The sequence below is a fragment of the Spongiactinospora sp. TRM90649 genome (assembly GCF_029382225.1).
Lineage (GTDB): Bacteria > Actinomycetota > Actinomycetes > Streptosporangiales > Streptosporangiaceae > Spongiactinospora.
The window spans coordinates 32,986-54,174 of record NZ_JARLTC010000002.1; the positions used below are offsets into that span (position 1 = coordinate 32,986).

A 21,189-nucleotide genomic window follows, 5' to 3' on the forward strand; every position below is an offset into this window, starting at 1 on the left:
CACGGGAGGGGCGCATGACAGAGCAGCCCGGCCCGCAGCGCGTGCAGACCGTGCCCGCGCTGCTGGCGGCGGCGAAAGAGGGCGATCCCGACGCCGCACACCGGCTCGGGCGAATCGCCCTGCTGGCCGGCGACAACCCTGGGGCGCGCGGCTGGTGGGAGTGGGCCGCCGAGATCGGCAACGCCGACAGCGCCTACAACCTGGGCATGTGGCACGAGAAGCACGGCACCTTCGACCAGGCCCTGCGGTGGTACGAGAAGGCCGCCGCGCTCGGCGACGCCGAGGCCGCCGCCAACCTGGCCACCCTGCTGCTCGAACGGCGCGGCGACGTCCCCGCCGCGCGCTGGTGGTACGAGAACGCCGTGCGCAAGGGCTCCGTCCCCGCCGCCCGCAGGCTGGCCCTGATCTGCGAAGACGCCGGCGAGCCCGGCAACGCCCGGCAGTGGCACCGCGAGGCGGCGCTGGGCGGCGACCCGTTCTCCGCCTTCGACCTGGGCTACCTCGCCTACGAGGCGGGCGAGGAAGACCGGGCGCTGCATTGGTGGGAGGTCGCCGCGCGCGAGGGCCACGCCGCCGCGGCGTGCGCCGTCGGGCTGCTGTCGCAGGCCACCGGCGACCCCGACGGCGCGGAGGCGTTCTTCCGGCTCGCCGCCTCCGGCGACCACCCGGCCGCCGCCTCCTACCTCGGCGGCATCGCGCTGGCCCGTGGCGACCTGCGCACCGCGCGCGGCTGGTTCGAACGGGCCGCCGACGCGGGCCGGGTCGGCGACCAGCGGATGGCCGGGTTCGTCTGCGTCGAGCTGGGCGACGCCGCCTCCGCCACCCACTGGTTCGGCCGCGCGGCGGCGTGCGGCGACGCCGAGGCCGCGTTCAACCTCGGACTGCTGCTGATCGCCGAGGACGGCGACCTGCCCGGCGGGGAGCACTGGTTCCGCCAGGCCGCGCTCGGCGGCCACCACCCCGCCGCGCGCGAGCTGGGCACCCTGCTGGCGATGACGGGCGGTGCGGGCGACGCCGACGAGGCCGGGTCCTGGACGGCCGACATGCCGCCGCCCGCGCTCGGCCGGGTCGCCGACCCCGAACTGCTGGCCAGGGCGGAGCTGGCCTCCGCCGCCACCGGCCGCCGGGGCGAGGTCCCGCTCGACCCGGGCGAACTCGTCGAGATCCTCGGCACCTGGGCGCAGATCACCCGCCATCTCCCCGCCCACGCCGACCCCGCCGCCTGGCTGAGCGGAGCCGCCGGAGAGCCCGAAGAACCCGTGGCCCGGCTCGCGGAGATCCGGGCGGTCCTGCTGCGACCGGGTTCCGCGCCGTGGCCCGCGGCCACCGAGATCGACGAGGCCGTCGCCACCGCCAGGCGACTGCGCTGGCGACTCGCCCCCGACTCTTGACGTTGCTTCGCCTGGCTCGGCTCAGTGCTCAGGCGTTGGCCAGCACTTCGGCCGTGGGGGTCCATGGCAGGCCGTGGGCCTGGGCCACCGGCTCGCTGGTCAGACCGCCCGCGTGGGTGCTGAGCCCCAGCGCCAGCGAGGGGTCCGCGCGCAGCGCGTCCCGCCAGCCCAGGCCGGCGAGCTTGACCGCGTACGGCAGGGTCTGGTTGGTCAGCGCGTAGGTGGAGGTGTTGGCCACCGAACCCGGCATGTTCGCCACGCAGTAGAAGATCGAGTTGTGCACCCGGAACGTCGGATCCGCGTGGGTGGTGGGCCGGGAGTCCTCGAAGCAGCCGCCCTGGTCGATCGCGATGTCCACGAGTACCGAGCCCGGCTTCATCCGCGCCACCAGCTTGTTGGAGACCAGCGTCGGCGCCTTCGCCCCGGGAATCAGCACCGCCCCGATCACCAGATCGGCCGCGAGGACCTCCTGCTCCAGCGCGTACGCCGTGGAGACGACGGTCTTCAGCCGTCCCTGGTAGATGGCGTCGATCTCGCGCAGCCGGTCCACGTTGACGTCCAGGATCGTCACGTCGGCCCCCATGCCGACGGCGATCTGCGCCGCGTTGAGCCCGGACACGCCGCCGCCGATGATCACGAACTTGGCCGGGGCCACGCCGGGCACGCCGCCCGGCAGCACGCCGCGACCGCCGTTGAAGCGCATCAGGTTGTAGGCACCGACCTGCGGGGCCAGCCGTCCGGCGACCTCCGACATGGGGGCGAGCAGCGGCAGCGCCCGGCCGACCTGGACCGTCTCGTAGGCGATCGAGGTCACCCCCCGGTCGAGGAGCGCGTCGGTGCAGGGACGCGACGCGGCCAGGTGCAGGTAGGTGAAGAGCACCTGGCCGTCGCGCATCCGCGGATACTCCTCGGCGATGGGCTCCTTCACCTTGAGGATCATCTCGCCCTGCGCCCAGACCTCGTCGGCCGAGTCGAGGATCTTCGCCCCCGCGCCCAGATAGTCCTCGTCGGGGATGTGCGAGCCCTGGCCCGCGTCGCGCTGCACGTAGACCTCGTGTCCGTGGCGTACCAGTTCGTGGGCGCCCGCTGGGGTGAGGGCGACGCGGTACTCATGGTTTTTGACCTCGGCGGGGACACCGATCTTCATGGTGGTCCTTTCGTGGGCTGCTGCGGCCGTGCCCCGTTGCGCGAGCCGCAGAGAACTAGAGGCGGTCCCACGCCTCGCGGAGCACCCGGCGCAGAATCTCCCCGATCGCACCGAACTCCTGGGGACCGCAGATCAGTGGTCGCCGAACGCCTCCGGCGACATCCCGGGCACGCCGGTGATCTCGTCCGCCCGGTAGTGGTTGGTGTTCGGCACGTGGACCGTGCCGGGCACCAGCGGTTCGAAGACCTCCTTGAACGCCGGGATGCCGGTGATCGACAGCGCCCCGTGCGGAGTGCCGTGGTAGGCGATCCGGCGACTGATCACCTTGTGCTTGAGCGGCTTGCCGACGGCCTTGAAGTACTGCTTGGCCAGCTTCCACGCCGACTCGACGGCCTCGCCGCCGCCGGTGGTGAAGAAGACCCGGTTCAGCTCGCCCGGGGTCAGCTCCGCCAGGCGTGCCGCCAGCTCGGCCGCCCTCGGGTGCGCGTGCGACCACAGCGGGAAGTACGCGAGTTCCCCCGCCTGCTTGGCGGCGGCCTCGGCCAGTTCGGACCGGCCGTGGCCCACCTGGACCACGAACAGCCCGGCCAGGCCGTCGAGATACCGCTTACCGTGGAGGTCGTATATATAGGCGCCCCGCCACGCACGATGATCGGGGCTTCGTCGACGCCGTGCCTGGTGAAGTGCAGCCAGAGGTTGTCCTGCGCGGCCGCGCGCACCGCCGCCGCGTCGGTGTTCCCGTGGTGCGTCATACCGGTCTTTCCTTGGTCGGTGGAGCACTACACAGTGTGCATGGCGGCCATAGCCTTGCCAAGCGAAAGCGTAGTGACAGAGTGCAAGAACTTCGGTAATCGTTGTTTCTACATGTAATAGCTACGAAATCCGCGCGCCCATTTCGTCGCGCAACGGACCCGGTGACCTACCCGCGGTGAGGTGGGCAACCCCTCGGGGCCACCTGTGATCCAATAGGCCGATAAAGCACAGCGGACCGAACGACCAAGGCCGGCTGACCCAGATTTCCGTTCCGACTCGGGGAGACGTCGTGACTCCTGACCAGATCGAAGGGGCCGTCGCCGCCGGCATGCCCCAAGCCGTCGAAGACCTCAGGCGCCTCGTCGCCATTCCGTCGGTGGCCTTCCCCGGCCACCCCGAGGAGCCCGTCCACGCCGCCGCCGCGCTGGTCGAGGAACTGCTGCGCGGCGCGGGCCTGCCCGTCGTCCGGCAGATCCCGGTCGAGGGCAGCTTCCCCGCCGTCTACGCCGAGGCCCCCGCCCCGCCCGGCGCGCCGACCGTGCTGCTGTACGCGCACTACGACGTGCAGCCCGCGGGCGACCTGGCCAAGTGGAAGACCGCCCCCTTCGAGCCCACCCTGATCGACGGCGACCTGTACGGCAGGGGCGCGGCCGACGACAAATCCGGCGTCATCTCCCACGTCGCCGCGCTGCGGGCCTTCGACGGCCGGTTCCCGGTCGGCGTCAAGGTCATCATCGAGGGCCAGGAGGAGTACGCGGGCGAGCGCCTTGAGGCGTTCGTCGAGCGCAACCCCGACCTGCTGCGCGCCGACGCCATCGTGGTCGCCGACACCGGCAACCAGCGCCTCGGCGACCCGTCCGTCACCACGTCGCTGCGCGGCATGGGGGGCTTCACCGTCGAGGTCCGCACGCTACGCGAGTCGCTGCACAGCGGCCAGTTCGGCGGCGTCGCCCCGGACGCCCTCGCCGCCCTGGTCCGCATGCTCGCGGCCGTCCACGACGACAACGGCGACATCCGCGTCCCGGGGCTGCCCAGGGGCACGTTCCTCGGCACCGGCCCGTCCGAGGACGACTTCCGGGCGACGGCCGGCGTGCTCGACGGGCTCGCACTGGTCGGCTCCGGGTCGGTGGCCGACCGCCTGTGGGCCTCCTACGCGGTGACGGTCACCGGCATCGACGCGCCGTCCGTCGCGCACGCCATCAACGCGGTCCAGCCGTCCGCCCGGGCGAGGGTCACCGTCCGCGTGCCCCCGGCCGGAGACCCGAGGGCCACCGTCGACGCGGTCACCGACTTCCTCCGCCAGGTCGCCCCCTGGGGCGTCCAGGTCTCCTTCTCCGACATGGTCTTCGGCACCGGCTTCCTCGCCGACTCCGGCGGCCGCGCCCGCACCGCCCTCGACAAGGCCATGGAACGCGCCTACGGCCGCCCACCCCGCGACATCGGCGCCGGCGGCTCCATCCCCCTGGTCTCCACCCTGGTCAAACAGTTCCCCGCCGCCGAAATCCTCCTCTTCGGCGCCGAAGACGACGACGCCGCCATCCACGCCCCAAACGAACGCCTCAACCTCGAAGAACTCCGCCGCACCGCCACCACCGAGGCCCTCTTCCTCCACCAATACGCCACCACAGCCACCACCCCCTAACAACCCCGGTGCCCCCGCCCCTCGGGCGGGGGCACCACAGCGGGCGTCGGCCGGCTCCGGAGGACTTCCCGGGGGCTCCGCCGTTTCCGCGGCGGCTTCGGCCTCCGGTCGCCAATGACACCACGATCGGTGATGTGGCCGGGGACGGCGGCTTTCCCGCCGCCGGGTTCGAGGATCGCGTCAGGTCGTGGGCCATGGCCACCGTCGCGGCGTGGTCGGCCGGGGAATCGGGCGCGCACGTGTAATCCAGGTGGGTCATTCGCCTTCGGCCGGCGGTCGGCCGGGGAAGACCTTGAGGGTGAGCGCGTGTACCTCCCGGTCGAGATGTTCGATCTTGTCCATTCGCCGATCCAGCCCGCTCAGCCGGTGATCCACGGTGTCGAAGCGAGCGTTCATCTCGCCTCTCAGGCCGTTCATCTTGGCGTCCATCGCCGCGAACTTGGCGTCCATCGCGTCGAACTTGGCGTCTATCGCGGTGAACTTGGCGTCCACGCCGCTGAATCGTGCGTCGATTGCGGCGAAGTGGCCGGACATTTCTGCTCTTAATGCACTGAATTCGGTCTTCATTGTGCGGACGACCAGACCGACCACTGTGAGCAGGGTCGTCGCCAGGGTGGCGATCGTCGCCCAGACCTGCGCCATGGACACCAGGGTAGCTCCTTGCTCTCGCTCTGGTCATCTGTGGCTACCAAGAGTCACACGAAGGTCAAGTCGTCGTCGCCGCCGAACGGGATTCTGTGGACAACCGGCCGCAGGCCGTCCACAGGTGGGGTGGTTAGGGTGAGGGAGATGTCTGAGGCGCGGCGGGGGTTGCTGCTCGGAGGTTCGGCGTACGCGTTGTGGGGGCTCTCCGCCCTCTACTGGCCGTTGGTGGAGCCCACCGGGCCGGTGGAGATCATGGCGTTGCGGGCACTGTGGTCGCTGGTGGCGATCATGGTGCTGGTGAGCGCGATGGGCCGCTGGCGGCGGGCCTGGCGGCTGGCGCGCGGGGCGCGCACGCTGGCGCTGCTCGCCGCGGCCGGGACGCTCACCGCGGTCAACTGGGCGATGTTCATCTACGCCGTGATGAACGGCCAGGTCGTGGAGGCGTCGCTGGGCTACTTCATCACTCCGCTGGTGAGCGTGGCCTTCGGGGTGATCGTGTTCCGGGAGCGGCTGCGGCGGTGGCAGTGGGCGGCGATCGCGCTCGGCGCGGCCACCGTGCTGATCCTCTCCGTCGACTACGGCAGGCCGCCGTGGATCGCGCTCGGCCTGGCGGTCACCTTCGGCACCTACGGCCTGATCAAGAAGCACCTCAACGCGGGCGCGGCCGAGAGCCTGCTGGTGGAGACGGCGATCCTCTTCCCGTTCGCCCTGGTCTACACGCTGGTGCTGCAGTTCACGGGTAACGCGACCTTCGGCCATGTCTCGGCGGCGAACACCGCGCTCGGCATCGGATCCGGCCTGGTGATGCTGCTGCCCGTGCTGCTGTTCAGCGCCGCCGCCACCCGCGTGCCGCTCACCACTATCGGACTGTTGCAGTACATCGAGCCCGCCGTGCAGTTCCTCATCGGGCTGCTGGTCTTCCACGAGGAGATGCCGGGCCCGCGCTGGGCGGGGTTCGCGCTGCTGTGGGCGGCGCTGGCCGTACTGGCCGTGGACGGCCTGCGCGCACGGAGACGCGCGTCCACCTCCGCCGTCGCCGGGACGGCGGAGGGCTACGACCTCAGGGCCCCCTCGCCCTGAGCGGTGGTGGGGACGAGGCTGGTCGTCGGTGAGGCGGGTCAGGCGGATCGCCTGGTCCTCCGGGGCCGTGTCGGCGTACCGGAAGATGACCGCCACGTCCACGTAGCCCGCGCGCAGCATGCGCAGCGCCTCGCGAGGAGCCGCCCGGCCTCGGCGAGGCGGATGCCCCGCCCGGCGCGCTGCACGAGTTTGGCGCCGGTCTCGGCCTCCAGCCGGGCCAGGTGGTGCCTGACCGATGGCTATGAGTAGTGCAGCTCTTTGGCCGCGGCAGTGACGGATCGGGTCCTGGCCACCGCCACCAGCACGCGAAGCCGCACCATATCCAGCATTCATCAAAGATATCTATGGAACCTCTTGTATTTCCGCATTAGACGGCATGTACCAGGCGTGGCCACCCTGGAGACATGAGCGACGTCATGAGCGCGAACCGTCCCGCCGTCGCACGCCTGGCTACGGACGTCCGCAGGATCGTGGCACGCGGCCTCGTATCGGCCGACACGGCACAGGCCGTCGCGGACCTCCTGAGCCGGCGCGCGCTTGGCGCGCGCGACCTCCTCACCGAGGAGGAACGCCAAGGAGATCCGGATGGATATGCCTCCTATGTCCTGTATTCGCATCCCGACTTCTCCATCGCCGGAGTGGTGTGGCGTCCCGGCCAGGTGACCGTGATCCACGACCACGTCGCCTGGTGCGCCTTCGGGGTGCTCAGCGGGATCGAGCACGAGACGCTCTACCGGCTCGACGGCGACCGCCTGGTGGAGACCCGCGAGGTGGACAACCTGCCGGGCGACTCGAACGGCTTCGCCCCGCCGGGCGACATCCACATGGTCCGCAACACCAGCCGGGAGGTGGGCGTCTCGGTGCACGTCTACGGCGCGGACCTGGCCCGTCTCGGCAGCAGCGTCCGCCGTACCTACGACCTGCCCGTGACGACCGCCTAGCGGGGCAGCCGGCGCCACAGCGGGCGCGGCAGCAGGCGCATCACGCCGAACACCGGCCCGAGGGCCGACGGCACCCACACGGGTGAGGCGCGCCTCGCCCGCAGGGCGGCGACGACGGCGTCCGCGACCTGACCCGGCGTGCTGGACAGCGGCGCGGGCGTGAGACCCCGTGTCATCCGGCCGCGCACGAAGCCGGGGCGCACGATCAGCACGCTCGCGCCCGAGCCGTGCAGGGCGTCCCTGAGCCCCTGCGCGAACCCGTCGAGCCCGGCCTTGGAGGCGCCGTAGACGAAGTTGGCCTTGCGCACCCGTACGCCCGCCACGGAGGAGAGCACGACCAGCGTGCCGTGGCCCTGCTCGCGGAGCCTGCGCGCGGCGGCGAGCCCGGCCGACACGTGGCCCGCGAAGTTGACCATGACGGATCCGGCGGCGGACGCCGGGTCGGCGTCGTAGGCCCGCTGGCTGCCCAGCACGCCGAAGGCCCCGATCACGACGTCGAGGTCGCCGACGAGCCGGGCCGCGGTCTCGATCACGTCGGCGTGCGTCTCGGGCCGCGACGCGTCGAACTCCACGACGTGCACCTCAGCGGGCATGCCGTTCAAGACCAGGCCGTCCGGAACGGCGCCGTCCCGACCGGCGTCGCGTACGGCGAGCACCACCTTGCGCGCGCCGCCGCGCACCAGCCGCTCCACGATCGCCAGCCCGATCTCGCTGCGCCCGCCGAGCAGCAGCACGGTGTCCACCCCGCCGAGAGCGTTCCTCACAGGTCGAGTCTCCTTGCCAGATCGGATCGGAACACCCCGCCGGGGTCCACGCCGTCGCGGACCTCCCGCCATTCGGAAAGGCGAGGGTACATCGCGGACGTCATGTCCGCGCGCAACCTGGAGTCCTTGGCCAGGTAGACCCGCCCGCCCGCCTCGGCCACCCACTCGTCGAAGACGCGCAGCAGGCCGTCCAGCCCGGGACGGGCCGCCGGGATGTCCAGCGCCAGCGTCCACCCCGGCATCGGGAACGACAGCGGGGCGGGCGTACCGGGGCCGAACCGCTTGAGCACCGTCAGGAAGGACACCACCCCGCGTGCGGACAGCCGCTCCACGATCCGGCGCAGCGTCTCCTCGCGCCCGTCGGGGACGACGAACTGGTACTGCACGAACCCGCGCGGGCCGTAGACGCGGTTCCAGCCCGCGACGGAGTCCAGCGGGTGGAAGAACGGCGCGATGCCCTGTACGACGCCATGTCGCAGGCGGGGCGCGCGGCGGTACCACGCCTCGTTGAAGGCCCGGACGGTGAGCGGGTTCAGCAGCCCGCCCGGAAGGTGCGCGGGGGCGGCCAGGCGGGTGCGGGGCGCGAAGGCCAGCGGGTCGCCCGGCGCGCCCTTCAGGTCGGTACGGCGGGCGTGGTCTCCCCGGGTGAGGACCCCCCGCCCGGCGCGCCCGCCCCTGGCCAGCAGGTCGATCCAGGCGACCGTGTAGCGGTGGTGCCGGTCGGTGTCGGCCATGACGGCGAGCGTCTCGTCGAGGTCGGCGGTCCGCTGGACGTCCACGACCATCCGGGACGTCTCCACGGGCACGCACGCGAACTCCGCCTCGGCGATCACGCCGGTCAGGCCCATGCCCCCGACCGTCGCCCAGAACAGCGGATCGCCGGGTCGCAGCACGCGGGTCTCGCCGTCCGCCGTGATGAGGGTGATCGAGCGCAGATGCGCCCCGAAGGAGGAGTCCACGTGGTGGTTCTTGCCGTGCACGTCGGCGGCGACCGCGCCGCCGACGGTGACGAACCTGGTCCCGGGGGTGACGGGCGGGAACCAGCCGCGCGGCACCAGGCCGGTCATCAGGTCGTGCAGGGCGGCCCCGGCCGAGGCGGTGACCACACCGGTGACGGGGTCGAGCCGCCAGGCGGTGAGGGCGGTGCAGTCGATCACCGCGCCCCCGGCGTTCTGCGCGGCGTCGCCGTAAGCGCGGCCGAGGCCGCGGGCGACCATGCCGCGCGGCGAGCCCCGCGCGACCAGCGCGGCCAGGGCCTCGGCGGTGCGGGGCCGGTGGACGTGGGCGGGTGTGGGGGCGGTACGGCCCCAGCCGGTCAGGAACGTCACGTGAGATGAATCCCGAGCACGAGGAGGACGAGCTGGACGGCGATGAAGACCTGCAGCGGACGGTCGCGGAGCGCCAGTTCCTCCGGCTCCTCGCCGATCCCCCGGTCCACCAGGAGATTATGCCGCAGGACGATCAGCAGGAACGGCACGATGCTGAGCGCGTGGAAGGGGCCGGGATGCTCGTTGAGCGCCCACAGGCAGTAGGTCACGATCATCGCGCCGGAGCACATGGTGCGGACCTGTGCCAGGTAGCCGGGGGTGTAGGCGGCGAGGGTGGCGCGTGCCCCTGTGGACGGCCGGGCGCGCAGTTCGGTCTCCCGCTTGCCCGCGACGAGCTGGAGCGAGCCGAGCGAGATCACCACGAGGAACCATCCGGTCACCGGTACGTCGACGGCGACGGCACCGGCGAAGGCCCGAATGACGTGGCAGGCGGCGACCGCGACCAGGTCCACGACCGGCTGGTGCTTGAGCCACAGGGTGTAGGAGAAGGTGAGGGCCAGGTAGCCGGCCACCACGGCGGGCAGCCGCCAGTCGCCGGTCAGCGCGGCCACGGCGGGGGCGCTCGCGGCGAGCAGCACCCCGGCGACGCGGGCGCGCCGTACGGAGACCTGGCCGTTGGCGACGGGCCGGTGGCGCTTGCGGGGGTGCAGCCGGTCGGCGGCGGCGTCGGCCGCGTCGTTGAGCAGATAGGTGCCGGACGACGCCAGGCAGAACGCGACGAACGCGATCAGCGAGGCGACCGCGCCGCGCACGGTCAGCAGCTCCCCCGCCGCCAGCGGCGCGGCCAGCACCAGCGCGTTCTTGACCCACTGGCGCGGACGGCAGGCGCGCAGCAGCGCGAACGCAGGCGAGCCGCGCCGCCCGGCGTCCTTCCGCCGCGCGAGCGCGGGCCCGGCGCTCATCTGGCGACCATCCGGCCCAGCGCCGCCGCGCCGACGCACACCTTCGTCCCCGGGGAAAGGATCTCCACGCGGACGGACCGGCCACGGCCGTCCATCGGCACGTAGACCGCGCCGCCGCCGCGTTCGAAGACGATCTCGGTCTCCTGCCGCCCGGCCCGTACGTAGGCGGCGGTGGGGACGTCGGCGCGGTAGTTCAACCGCAACACCTGGAAGCCGTCACGGACGGCCATCGGCACGTCGATCACTCCGCCATCCTGGCGGAAACAGCCCCCCGCCGTCTGCGGCCAGGCGATCGCGCCCGCGACGTCGGCGAGGACGAGCCCGCGCGCCCGCTCGTTCAGGATCATCGGGGCGGCGCTCGGCCTGGGGTTCCGCATCAGCCCGGCCAGTCCCGGGGGCGCGAGCGGGCTGAGCGTGCGGGAGCTGAGGTCGTCGTCGATCAGGCCGAAGACCAGCACGTCCTGCGGGAGCCGCTGCGGGTAGACGTCCGTGCCCGGCGGGGCGGCGGCGAGCGTACGGCGTGCGGCGGCGAGGTAGTCGCGCACCTCGACGCGTTCGGCCGCGAGTCCGTCCGCGTAGCGGCCCGCCGAGACGACGGAGAACCCGGCGAGCAGCACCACGGCCACGACGGCCGCCACGTGGGCCACGAACGGCGGGGCGGCCCGGCGGTAGGGTCTGCTCTCCCCCAGCAGCGGCAGCGTGGCGAGCGCGAGGCACAGCGCCAGGACGGGCGCGGCGTCGGCGAGGTAGCGGCCCTCCCTGGCCAGGGAGATGAACTCGCCCCGGCCCAGGATCACCGGGAGGACGTCCACCAGCGGCAGGTAGAGGAGCAGGGTCAGCCAGGCCCGCCACGCTCCCCTGCGCAGGTAGAGCGTGGCGGCGACGATGACGGCGATGGCCGTCCAGGCCGGCACGATGACGGCGGTCGTGGGCGCGGCCATGACGGAGAACCAGGTGCCCGGCCCGCCGACGGCGAGCGCGGGGAAGGTGACCCCGAGGAGTTGCGCGGCGAACGCGGCGATCTGTCCAGGGGCGGGCACCGAGGCGGTCTGGGTGAGGTCGCCGAGCTGGGGCAGCAGCAGCGCCGAGTAGGCCGCAGCGAGCCCCAGGTAGGCGGCGAAGGCGGGCGCGACGCGGCGCAGGGCCTCACGGACCCCGCCACCGCTCAGTCCGAAGCGGGGTCCGGCGTAGAGGACGGTCACCGCCAGCAGCACCAGCGGGATCGCCACGGCGGCCTTCACGTGGAACGAGCCGAGGCCGAGCAAGAACCACGCGGCGGTCTTCACGGCATCGGCGGGCCGTCGTTCCCGCAGGTACATGACGTGCGAGGCGACCGCCATGGCGATCGCGGCCTGGAACGGCACCGCCTGCACCCCGGCCGCCCACCAGTGGAACGCGGGCAAGGTGAGCGGGGCGCACAGATAGACCGCCAGCGGCGCCAGGACGCCGACGCGGGCGCCGAACAGCACGACCAGCATCCGCAGCACCGCCAGGGACGCTCCGGCCTGGAGGAGCAGCAGGGAGCCCGCCGCGAGCGTCCAGTTGTAGGCGTCGAGCGCGGTGACGGCCCAGACCACGGCGAGTCCGACGGGCATCACGTGCACGGCGTGGACGGTCGTCAGGTAGTCGAGCGTGAGCCCGGAGGCGGCGGCCCGCCCGGTGAGGGTCAGGTCGTCCCCGAAGAAGTACGCGTCGCCGAGCAGCATGCCCCGCCAGGCGAGCTGCCCGACGATCATGATCAGCGCGGCCGCGAGCACCCACCGCCCCCGCGCCGCACCCCGGGCGGGGGGCGCGTTCGTGGGGGCGGGGTGTGAAGGGGGCATCCGGTGGCGGGCCTCAGTGGGCTCGGCGTCTCCGCCGGAGCGCGACGACCAGGCCGGTGACGAAGACCGCCGCCCCGGCCGCCGTCAGCGACAGGGGGACGTTGGTCCGCAGGGTGGCGATCCGGCCGCGCGCGGCGCGGGCGTTGTCCGCCAGGGCCCGCACGGTCTCGCCGGTCATCTTGGCGTCGACGCTGAAGGCGACCGAGCGGTCCACGCCGTCGCGGGTCCGCAGCACGTCGTGGCGCTGCTGCTCCTGCTTGACCTGCGAGCCGCTGACCGGCTCGATCCAGTAGGTGTTCGTCCCCTCGTAGTACCGGTCGACGTCCACCTCCTCGTCTGTGTCGCCGTTGTCGCCCGGGAGGTCGAGCAGGCCGGCGGGCATGCTGAGCGAGCGGATCTTCGTGGCGGGCACCCGCTGCTCGAAGCGGTAGACCGTCAGGCCGTCCACGACGTCCTCGCCGGCGAACTCGGCGTCGAACGCCTTGCGGGCGGTCGCGTTGAACACCGGGTAGGTCTTCTTCTCGACGTCGAAGGGGAATTTGTAGACCTGACCGGAGATCTCGACAGGTTCCCTGTCCACACTGGTCCCGCAGCAGTTGACGCCGATTCCGGAATATTTGTCGAACGCGCTGCGCCGCTGGATGTAACTGATTCCAGCGGTCTCGTTGGTGACGTCGTCAACGGACATGAACTCGTCCCATACGACCCGGTCGCCGGCCGCGTTGCCGACGTCTCCCCGGGTGGTGATGGTGATCTTCAGGTCGCCCTTCACGACGCCTTCCTCCGGCACGCTGAAATATTGCCCGCCGGGCGCTTCCAGCCTGGTCACGAGGTAGTAGTCGGCGGGCGCGGCGATCAGCCGGGGCGCCGCCCAGAAGCGGATGAGCGGTGCGAGCACCAGGAGGAATGCCCCCATGCCGATCAGCACCAAGCCGATGACGCGACGCATGGCCCCTCCCGGAGCGGTCGGCCGCTCCACCCACTCAACTGCCCTATAACAGGTTTCACTTCGCGGTATGTTAGTGCCGCTCCTGACGCACGTCACCAGGGATGCGGAAAAGTGACCGAACGTAACTCGGCGGCGATCTCCGGAACCGCCGCCGCCGTTCCCCGGGAAGGGGCGGCGGATCTCCCCGCCGTGGACGGCCACCTCGGCGCGCTGGACGGCGTGCGCGCGGTCGCCGCGCTGGTGGTGCTCGTCTACCACGTGGCCGCGCAGACCGGCGCGGCCTTCCAGCCGGGTTTCCTGGGCGCGCTGATGTCCAGGGGCGACCTCGGCGTACCGGTCTTCTTCCTGCTGTCCGGACTGCTGCTCTACCGTCCGTGGGCCAGGGCCGCCATGTACGGCACGGTCGGCCCGGCGGCGCGCGCCTACCTGTGGCGGCGGGCGCTGCGGATCCTGCCCGCCTACTGGCTCGTCGTCGTGGTCGCGATGCTGTGGTGGGGAAGGGCGCGCGAGCCGCTCGACTGGGCGCCGCTCCTGCTGCTGGCGCAGAACTACGTCCCCGACCCGTGGTGGCAGGGCCTCGGCCCGCCTGGGCTCGGGCAGATGTGGAGCCTGTCGGTGGAGGTCGGGTTCTACCTGGTCCTCCCCCTCATCGCGGTCGGCCTCCGCGCGTTCGCGATCAAGGGGAGCGGTGACCCTCGGGCGCGTGCCCGGCGGCTGCTGATGGGGATCGGCGCGCTCGCCTCGATATCGCTGCTCTGGACGATCCCGATGCACGCCGGAGACGCTCGCCCGGAGCTCGGGCTCTGGCTCCCCCGCCCGATCATCTACTTCTGCGCGGGGATGGCGCTCGCGGTGATCACCCTGTGGGCGCGGGCCGAGCCCGACCCGGCCGCCGGGGTCCGCCGTCTGATCGCCGCCGTCGCCCAGTCGTGGGTGACCTGCTGGGTGATCGCCGCGATGGTGCTCGCCGTGGCGGCCACCCCGATCACCGGCGGACGGTTCTTCGAGCTGCAGGACGCCTGGACCGACGTCTTCGAGACGGTCCTTTACACCGCCTTCGTCGTGGCGCTGCTGTCGCCGGTGGCGTTCCTCCCGGCGCGGCCGTCCGCGCTGGGGGCGCTGCTGGGCAACGGGGTGATGCGCTACCTGGGGCGGATCTCCTACGGGATCTTCCTGTGGCAGTTCGTGGTGATCCTCGGCTACTACCGACTGACCGGGCAGCCGGACTTCACCGGCGACCTGATCACCGGCCTGGTGGTGTGCGCGGTGGTCACGATCGTGCTGGCGGATCTGTCGTATCGGCTGGTGGAGGCTCCGGTGCTGCGGCTGGGCGGGCGGCGCGGAGGGAGCGCCGGGAGTACCAGAGCAGGCTGAGCCCGGCGAGCAGGAACGTGCCCGGCAGGACGAGCTTCACGGCGGTCGCCCGGAAACGGAACGCGCGGGCCTGGTCCGCGGCCTGCCGTTCGCTCTCCTCGGTCGTGCGCAGCTCGGCCCGGAAGGCGACGGCCTCGCCGCGCCGGTCGGCGGTGCGCAGCGTGCGGGTGACCTCCTCGCGGACGGCGACGACCATGCCGCTGACCGGGTCCACCCAGTGGGTGCGGCGGCCGTCCAGGAAGGCCGCGGTGGGGTGCTCGGCGTCCGCCTTGCCGCCGAGGCCCAGCAGCCGTGCGGGCAGCGGCGGCGCGGGCTGCGGGATCGCCTCGTTCACGAACCGCTGCGTGTAGCGGTAAGTGAGCGTGCCGCGCACCCGTTCGACGCCGTCGAACCACGCCGTGACGGGCCGCCGGACGACCGGGTCGAACACCCGGTACGGCACCGGCCGCGCCCCCACCGGCCAGCGGAACGCCAGGCCCCGCCAGGCGGTCTGGTCGTCCTCGTCCAGGTAGGAGCCGCAGCAGTCGACGATCCCGCCGCCCCGGCGGTCGAAGGCGACCCGGCGCTCGTGGTAGTCGATGCGCGGGCCGTCGACGGCGGTGAGGGAGAGGAACTCCGTCCACACGGCGGTGTCACGGGTGGCGGCCCCGGTGTCGCCGTACCGGGCCACGGTCATCTCCACCGGGACGCCCCGGCGCTGGGCGAGCCGGGCCGTGTCCAGGTAGGAGGCGTCGCCGTCGGTCAGCCTGATCACCTGCGACTGGACGGCCGGCAGCGCGAACGCGGCGGGCGCCACCACGCCGCGCAGCAGCGCCGCCAGGGTGATCAGGAACGCCCCGGCGGCGAGCGTGGCGAGCCCCCGGCCGCTCACGATGCTCCGCCGCGCGGCCGAGAGCGCTCAGGAAGCCCGATGGCGGCCGTGAGGAGCCCGAGTGCCACCAGGCACGCGGCGTCGGCCACACGCGGCCCCAGGGCGCCCAGGGCGCCGCCGTAGGCCGTCGCCGGTCCCGCGAGGCCGACCGCTCCGGCCACCGCCCACGGCGACGCGATCACGGCCGCGATCCGGCCGGTGGGGTCTGAAGGAGAGGTTCGCGTCCGGCACCACAGGGCGAGCACGCACGTGCCCAGCGCGACGGCCGCGCCGCCCCAGCCCGCCGCCCAGTACCCGAGCAGCGGCGCGAGCGGCCAGAGCCAGGTGGCGCGCAGCGGGGCGGGCGGGGTGCGGTGCAGGCCGGCGCCGTCCCGGCGGCGCACGACGGCCGAGCCGAGCACGAGCAGCACCAGCAGTCCCCCGGCTACGAGGAAGGCGTGGTAGAGCCGGTCGGGGGCGTAGACGATGGTGATCTCGCCGTCGGTGGGCGGCAGACGCCACGCCTGACGCCAGCCGTCCAGGCGGACGGGGGTCAGCGCGCGGCCGTCGGCCCTTGCCTCCCAGCCCCGGTTGAAGTTCTCGTTGACCACCAGGTACGACGGCCGGTCGGTGGAGACCGCGAGCCGCCGCTCCCCCGCGCCCCACGACCGCACCTCGGCGGGCTTCATCGGCGAGCCGGACGAAACGGGCGCGGCGGACGCGGTGCCGACCACCGCCGAGTCCACCCTGAACGCCTGGACGGGTGCCGCCCGTACACGGATCCGGTCCGTCTCCGGCTGCACCTCGCCACAGGAGCGGTAGCCGAGGGGGCGGCCTTCGAGCAGGTCGCGGATGGTGCCGGAGACGATCTCGGTCCGCACGCGCCCGCCGTCCACGGTCAGTTCGGGGCCCAGCCCGCACGGCACCCGCAGCGGGGCCTCGTCGAAGCCGGGCAGCGGCGCGATCCCCGGCAGGGTCACGCCGACGACCTCCACGTTCCGCCTGCCGACGGGGCTGAAGACCAGCTTGACCCGGCTGGCCCTCAGCGGCGCGAAGTCGATCCAGCCGTCGGCGGAGGCCCACGCCTGCCGGGTGCCGCCGTCGGTCTCGATGGTCACGCGGACCGGGGGCGCGCCCAGCCGCAGGTCCGGGAAGTCGATCTTCAGGCGGGACAGCCGGACGGTCTTGCCCAGCTCGGCGGTGAGAGTCGGTGTGAGGTCCTTGTCCGAGGCGTACCAGACCGTGCGGGGGTCGCCGTCGAAGGCCGCCCACGCCCCGCTGATCGGCACGTCGGCCAGCGTGGAGGACGCGCCGACCTTGGGGCGGACCCCGGGCAGCGCGAGCATCCGCTCGGCCAGGCGCTGGTCGACGAGCGTGGCCCGGCCGCTGATCACCTGCTTCGCGCCGGAGGTGACGGGCACGGACCGGTCGAACCCGCCGCCGTCGTCCCCGATCACCCGCAGTTCCTCCGCGCACGTCCACGCGTAGGAGCCGGGCGTGCACGCGGAGGCACCGTCGGTGCGGCTCGTCACGACCAAGGCGTCCCCGAAGGCGTCGGGCGCGTCGGGCACGACGAGCGTGCGGCCGGGCCGTACGCCCGGGACTTCCAGCTCCAGCAGCCCGACGCGCGTCGCCGGGGACGGGGCCACCGCCGCCACCGTCACGCGCAGCCGGGTGGTGACGCCCTCCCGCACGTTGAGTTTCTGCCAGGTGCCGTGCGCGTCCACCCTGGTGCGGGCGGTGCCCGCGTCGGTCCGCACGATCACCTCGGTCACCCGCGCGGTGCCGTGGGAGTCGTCGAAGACCGCGCGCAGCGGCGCGACCTTCGTGGGGGCGTCGAACTCGACCTCCAGCCACTCCCCCTCCGGCGGTTCCCAGCCGGAGGAGCGCCAGCCGGTGCGCGTGTCGGCGTCCAGGGCCGCGAACGGCGCGCGCCCGGGGTCGCGGACCGACGGCAGCGCCCCCAGCCCGGCCTCCGACGAGGAGGCCCGCACCCGTCTCACCCCGTCGAGCCGCGCCGTCGTCTTCGGCTCCGCCCACGCCGGGTCGATCAGGTCCTCGACCGGCCCCAGGCTCTCGAACGGCTCGCCGGCGGTCAGCGTCGGGCCCGCCGCCCGGCGCAGGTCGCTGATCGACAGGTCGCGGCGGCGCATGGTGTCGGTGACCACGACCTCCCCGGCGTCCCCTGGGTCCTCTCCTAGGAGCACAGGGCGGTCACCGGTCAGCACGCCCTCCTCGGCCATGGTCAGGACCGCCTCGGGGCCACCCAGGACCCGCACGGCCCGCTCGTCCACGGTCCCCGCGACCGGGGCGGCGCCGGTGACCTCGTAGACCTCCAGGGCCGCGTACGGCTGGTCGAGCCAGCCGCCCGCCGTGGACGTCTCGGCGTACCCGACGGCGGGCCCGAACCCGCGGACCCGTTCCAGCCCCGGCGAGCGCGCCAGCGCCTCATGGACCCGCGACGGCCACGCCCCGCCCAGGGCGACCCGGTCGAGGTCGTTGCGCACCAGCACGTACCGCACGCCGATCCGGCGGAGCACCGCCGTCAGCCCGGCCGAGCCGCGCCCGGTCGCGAACCGGTCGTCGATCGCGTCGATGAGCCGCGACGCGCCCGCCGACCCCCACGGCACGTTGGTGTTGACCGCCCACCGGGCCTGCCGCAGCAGGGGCTGCAGCGGCTCGTCGATCGGCCTGCCCCACAGGTACTCCCCGCGCCGCACGCCGGGGACGGCCAGCACCGTGCCCAGCCCCGCCCGCTCATCCAGCCATGAAGTGGCGTCGCGCCAGTACCCGGGCAGCTCGGAGAAGGCCCCGGCGGGGGCGATCCCGGCGGTGGCCACCGGGACCAGGCTCAGCCCGACGAGCCCGGCCCCGGCCACCGTCACCGGCAGGCGCGCGACGGGACGCAACCGTGCCACGTGGACGGCGAGCGCGGCCAGGCCCAGCGCGAGCGGCAGCCGGATCAGGGCGTTGAACTTGTGCAGGTTGCGGAACGGCGCCAGCTCGCCGTCCAGCAGGTCCCTGATCAGGGGCGCGAGCGGGCCCGCGTGACCGGCCACGACCACGGCCGTCCCCACGAGGAGCGTGATCACGAGGAACGCCCGCTCCGGGGTGCGCCGCAGCGCGAGCCCGCCCAGGCCGAGTCCGGCCAGCAGCGCGGTAACCACGATCAGCCAAGGGGTGTAGGCGTGCTCGTACCCGGCGGGCAGGTACGGCTTGCCGTCCACGGGCAGGAACGCCACCCAGTCGTTGACCCCGCGCAGCGCGTTGGTCAGCGACCCGACGAGCGTCGTGGTGAACGCGTTCTCGGTGTAGGGCATGAACGAGAACACGTATCTGCCGAGCAGGACCAGCGGCGCGACCCACCACAGCGACACCGCCGTGATCGCCGCCGCCCACCAGGCGACCAGCCGCCGCTGCCGGGGCCCCCATCCACGAGTCAGCAGGTAGAGGCCGGGCACGACGAGGACCGCCAGCTCGGCGGAAGCGTTGATGCCCCCGGCCCCCACGAACGCCAGGGCCGACAGCGACGCGGCCCGGCGCGGCCCGAGGTCGCCGCGGCAGCCCAGCACCAGCGGCAGCATGATCCACGGCAGTACCGCGCTCGGCAGGAACTCCACCGAGTTGAACCCGAGCAGCGTCTGTGCGTGCGGGGCGAGCGCGTAGGCCAGCCCGGCGGCGGCCCCGGCGAGCGTGCCGCCGATCCGCATGGCACGGACCAGGCGGGTCACGCCGGCGTAGGCGACGCAGAGCACCAGGGCCACCCACAGCCGCTGGATCACCCACGGTTCCAGGCCGACGAACCCGCCGGCCAGGTAGAACGGGCCCATCGGGAACAGGTAGCCGTACGCCTGGTTCTGGAGCTGGCCGAGGTAGGCGGGCTCCCACATGTGCAGCGCCCGCGCGAGGAACCCCAGCGGGTTGACCGGCATGTCCAGCTTCGTCTCGGCGATGATCATGCCGGGGGCCATGTGGAAGGCGACCGCGACCAGGAACGCGCACCCGGCCAGCAGCCGCGACCGGTCCTTGTACCGCGCGTCGGACGCGCCGAGCGCGGCGGGGGCGGCCAGCAGGCGCGCCCACACGTCTTCCGGACGGGGGAAGGTCACAGGCCGCTCAGGTCGGGTCGGTCTCGCCGGGCGCGAGGGCCAGCGCCGCCGCCGGTACGGCCGCGCCGCCGGGGCGCAGCCGCGCGGCGATCAGGTCGGTCATGGCCGCGCCGGTCCTGTCCCAGGTGAACTCGGCCGCCCAGCGCAGGCAGGCCGTCCGGATCTCGGCGCGGCGGCGCGGGTCGGCCAGTTCGGTCAGTGCCCGGTCCACGACGTCGGCCAGGTACTCGCCCTCACGGACCAGCCAGCCGGTCTCGCCGTGCCGTACCGAGTCGCGCAGGCCGGGTACGTCGTAGGCGACGGTGGGGACGCCGAGCCCGGCCGCCTCGATCACGGTGAGGCCCCAGCCCTCGAACTCCGAGGCCGTGACGTTGAGGACGGCCGCGCCGAGCACGGCGTTCTTGTCCGGTTCCGCGAGGTATCCGTGCAGGTGCACCCGGTCCGCGACGCCCAGCTCCCCGGCCAGCGCGGCGAGGCCGTCGCGCTCAGGCCCCCGGCCGATCACGTGGACGCGGAGCCCCGGCCGGTCGTGCCGCAGCCGCGCGGCCAGGGAAACGACCCGCTCGATCCGCTTGTGCCCCACGAGCCTGCCCAGGTAGACCACGGCGGGGTCGCCCGGGACCGCCACGTCACGCGCCACGGGCCGGACGGCCGGGCTGCCGTTCGGGACGATCTTGATCGGGGCCGGCCGGCGCAGCCGCGTGATCAGCTCACGCCTGGACGACTCCGACACCGTCACGGTCGCGCACCGCCGGTAGACCAGCCGGGCGACGGGTCCTTCGATGAAGCAGCCGATCCGGGCGAGCCAGCGGGGGAAGAACGCGTAGAACTGGCGCGCGTGCACGTGATGGACGAGCGAGATCACCGGTGTGCCCTCGGCGACGACCAGCGGCGCGAAGAACGGGACGCCGTTCATGCAGTCCACGACCACGTCGAAGCGGCGGCGGTTGACCAGCAGCCAGATCGGCAGGAGCAGGTAGACGGTGAACCGGCCGCCCATGCGCCACAGCTCGATGCCGTCGCGGCGTTCGGCGCGCGTCTGCCCGGGCTCCCGCGCGGTCGCGAACGACACCGACGCGCCCTCGCCGGTCAGGTGGCGGCCGACCTGCCAGGCGTACTCCTCGGCCCCTCCGGCGGCCCGCTGGGCGGGCTCGCGGAAGTTGAGGATCGCGACGCGAACGCCGGACAGCCGTCCGGGGGGACGCGCCGCCTCTTCACCGCCCGCCACCCGTGCGCCCAGGCGCGGCCCGCCGGTCGCCGCCGGATCGACGGACACGCCCACCCCTCACTCGAACGGCACGGGCACACGGCCGCGCGGGTAGACGATCACCTGATGCCGTAGTTGTAGAGCGGACGGCCGGGCGGCTCGGGCGACGGGGCCGCGACGTTGACGACGGCCACGGACGCCCCTACCGCCAGGATCGCTCCGATCGCCAAGGCGGCGATGACACGCACCACTGAGCCTCTCCTCTCGCCGCGGGAACGCAGGCG

16 protein-coding genes and 2 pseudogenes are annotated in these 21,189 nt (G+C 73.3%); 5 read left to right on the top strand and 13 right to left on the bottom strand.

Features of this window, described 5'->3' with window-relative positions; translation table 11 throughout:
* Positions 1–14 precede the first annotated feature (14 nt).
* Entirely contained in the window at positions 15–1,391 is a 1,377-nt protein-coding gene (locus tag P3X83_RS00205) for a sel1 repeat family protein (protein ID WP_277303155.1), read from the top strand.
* A gap of 28 nt (positions 1,392–1,419) precedes the next feature.
* Here the strand turns inward: P3X83_RS00205 and ald are convergent, their stop codons facing one another.
* Both ald and P3X83_RS00215 read right to left on the bottom strand, forming a co-directional pair.
* Positions 1,420–2,538 (bottom strand): alanine dehydrogenase, encoded by a 1,119-nt coding sequence (gene ald, locus P3X83_RS00210; RefSeq protein ID WP_277303156.1) that lies wholly within the window; start codon positions 2,536–2,538, stop codon positions 1,420–1,422.
* A 180-nt stretch (positions 2,539–2,718) separates the two neighbouring features.
* Positions 2,719–3,290 (bottom strand): annotated as a pseudogene (locus tag P3X83_RS00215) (aminotransferase class III-fold pyridoxal phosphate-dependent enzyme); the annotation flags it as partial.
* Between the two features lie 290 nt (positions 3,291–3,580).
* Between P3X83_RS00215 and P3X83_RS00220 the strand changes: the two are divergent.
* Complete coding sequence (locus P3X83_RS00220) at positions 3,581–4,933, top strand: M20/M25/M40 family metallo-hydrolase (RefSeq protein ID WP_277303157.1); 1,353 nt, start codon at positions 3,581–3,583, stop codon at positions 4,931–4,933.
* 255 nt (positions 4,934–5,188) lie between these two features.
* Here the strand turns inward: P3X83_RS00220 and P3X83_RS00225 are convergent, their stop codons facing one another.
* Positions 5,189–5,575: a hypothetical protein gene (locus P3X83_RS00225; protein ID WP_277303158.1), complete on the bottom strand. Its 387-nt coding sequence runs from the start codon at positions 5,573–5,575 to the stop codon at positions 5,189–5,191.
* 147 nt (positions 5,576–5,722) lie between these two features.
* On the opposite strand from P3X83_RS00225, the gene rarD reads away from it, so the two are divergent.
* Complete coding sequence (gene rarD, locus P3X83_RS00230) at positions 5,723–6,658, top strand: EamA family transporter RarD (protein ID WP_277303159.1); 936 nt, start codon at positions 5,723–5,725, stop codon at positions 6,656–6,658.
* 21 nt (positions 6,659–6,679) lie between these two features.
* Here the strand turns inward: rarD and P3X83_RS00235 are convergent.
* Positions 6,680–6,987, bottom strand: a pseudogene (locus P3X83_RS00235) (LysR family transcriptional regulator); the annotation flags it as partial.
* 75 nt (positions 6,988–7,062) lie between these two features.
* Between P3X83_RS00235 and P3X83_RS00240 the strand changes: the two are divergent.
* Entirely contained in the window at positions 7,063–7,599 is a 537-nt protein-coding gene (locus P3X83_RS00240) for a cysteine dioxygenase family protein (protein WP_277303160.1), read from the top strand.
* Here the strand turns inward: P3X83_RS00240 and P3X83_RS00245 are convergent.
* The 5 genes from P3X83_RS00245 to P3X83_RS00265 form a co-directional block, all read right to left on the bottom strand.
* Entirely contained in the window at positions 7,596–8,363 is a 768-nt protein-coding gene (locus P3X83_RS00245) for an SDR family NAD(P)-dependent oxidoreductase (RefSeq protein WP_277303161.1), read from the bottom strand. The two genes, P3X83_RS00240 and P3X83_RS00245, sit on opposite strands and share 4 nt — an antisense overlap.
* Positions 8,360–9,691: an FAD-binding oxidoreductase gene (locus tag P3X83_RS00250; RefSeq protein ID WP_277303162.1), complete on the bottom strand. Its 1,332-nt coding sequence runs from the start codon at positions 9,689–9,691 to the stop codon at positions 8,360–8,362. The genes P3X83_RS00245 and P3X83_RS00250 overlap by 4 nt, the downstream gene beginning before the upstream one ends.
* Positions 9,688–10,593: a decaprenyl-phosphate phosphoribosyltransferase gene (locus P3X83_RS00255; RefSeq protein ID WP_277303163.1), complete on the bottom strand. Its 906-nt coding sequence runs from the start codon at positions 10,591–10,593 to the stop codon at positions 9,688–9,690. The genes P3X83_RS00250 and P3X83_RS00255 overlap by 4 nt, the downstream gene beginning before the upstream one ends.
* Positions 10,590–12,350: a hypothetical protein gene (locus tag P3X83_RS00260; RefSeq protein ID WP_277303164.1), complete on the bottom strand. Its 1,761-nt coding sequence runs from the start codon at positions 12,348–12,350 to the stop codon at positions 10,590–10,592. The genes P3X83_RS00255 and P3X83_RS00260 overlap by 4 nt, the downstream gene beginning before the upstream one ends.
* A 79-nt stretch (positions 12,351–12,429) precedes the next feature.
* Entirely contained in the window at positions 12,430–13,365 is a 936-nt protein-coding gene (locus tag P3X83_RS00265; protein ID WP_277303165.1) for a DUF3068 domain-containing protein, read from the bottom strand.
* Between the two features lie 111 nt (positions 13,366–13,476).
* Here P3X83_RS00265 and P3X83_RS00270 point away from each other — a divergent pair, with 111 nt between their 5' ends.
* Positions 13,477–14,739 (top strand): acyltransferase, encoded by a 1,263-nt coding sequence (locus P3X83_RS00270; RefSeq protein WP_277303166.1) that lies wholly within the window; start codon positions 13,477–13,479, stop codon positions 14,737–14,739.
* Here the strand turns inward: P3X83_RS00270 and P3X83_RS00275 are convergent.
* From P3X83_RS00275 to P3X83_RS00290, 4 genes are read right to left on the bottom strand one after another with little or no spacing between them, the layout of a single operon-like run.
* Positions 14,636–15,610, bottom strand: coding sequence for a DUF3068 domain-containing protein (locus P3X83_RS00275; RefSeq protein ID WP_277303167.1), 975 nt, complete (start codon positions 15,608–15,610; stop codon positions 14,636–14,638). The genes P3X83_RS00270 and P3X83_RS00275 overlap by 104 nt on opposite strands.
* Positions 15,607–19,698, bottom strand: coding sequence for an alpha-(1->3)-arabinofuranosyltransferase family protein (locus tag P3X83_RS00280; protein WP_277303168.1), 4,092 nt, complete (start codon positions 19,696–19,698; stop codon positions 15,607–15,609). Before P3X83_RS00280 ends, P3X83_RS00275 begins: the two co-directional genes overlap by 4 nt.
* A 7-nt stretch (positions 19,699–19,705) precedes the next feature.
* On the bottom strand, positions 19,706–20,974 hold the full coding sequence (locus P3X83_RS00285) for a glycosyltransferase family 4 protein (RefSeq protein ID WP_277303169.1): 1,269 nt from the start codon (positions 20,972–20,974) through the stop codon (positions 19,706–19,708).
* Positions 20,975–21,024: 50 nt separating this feature from the next.
* On the bottom strand, positions 21,025–21,156 hold the full coding sequence (locus P3X83_RS00290) for a hypothetical protein (protein WP_277303170.1): 132 nt from the start codon (positions 21,154–21,156) through the stop codon (positions 21,025–21,027).
* Positions 21,157–21,189: the final 33 nt, after the last annotated feature.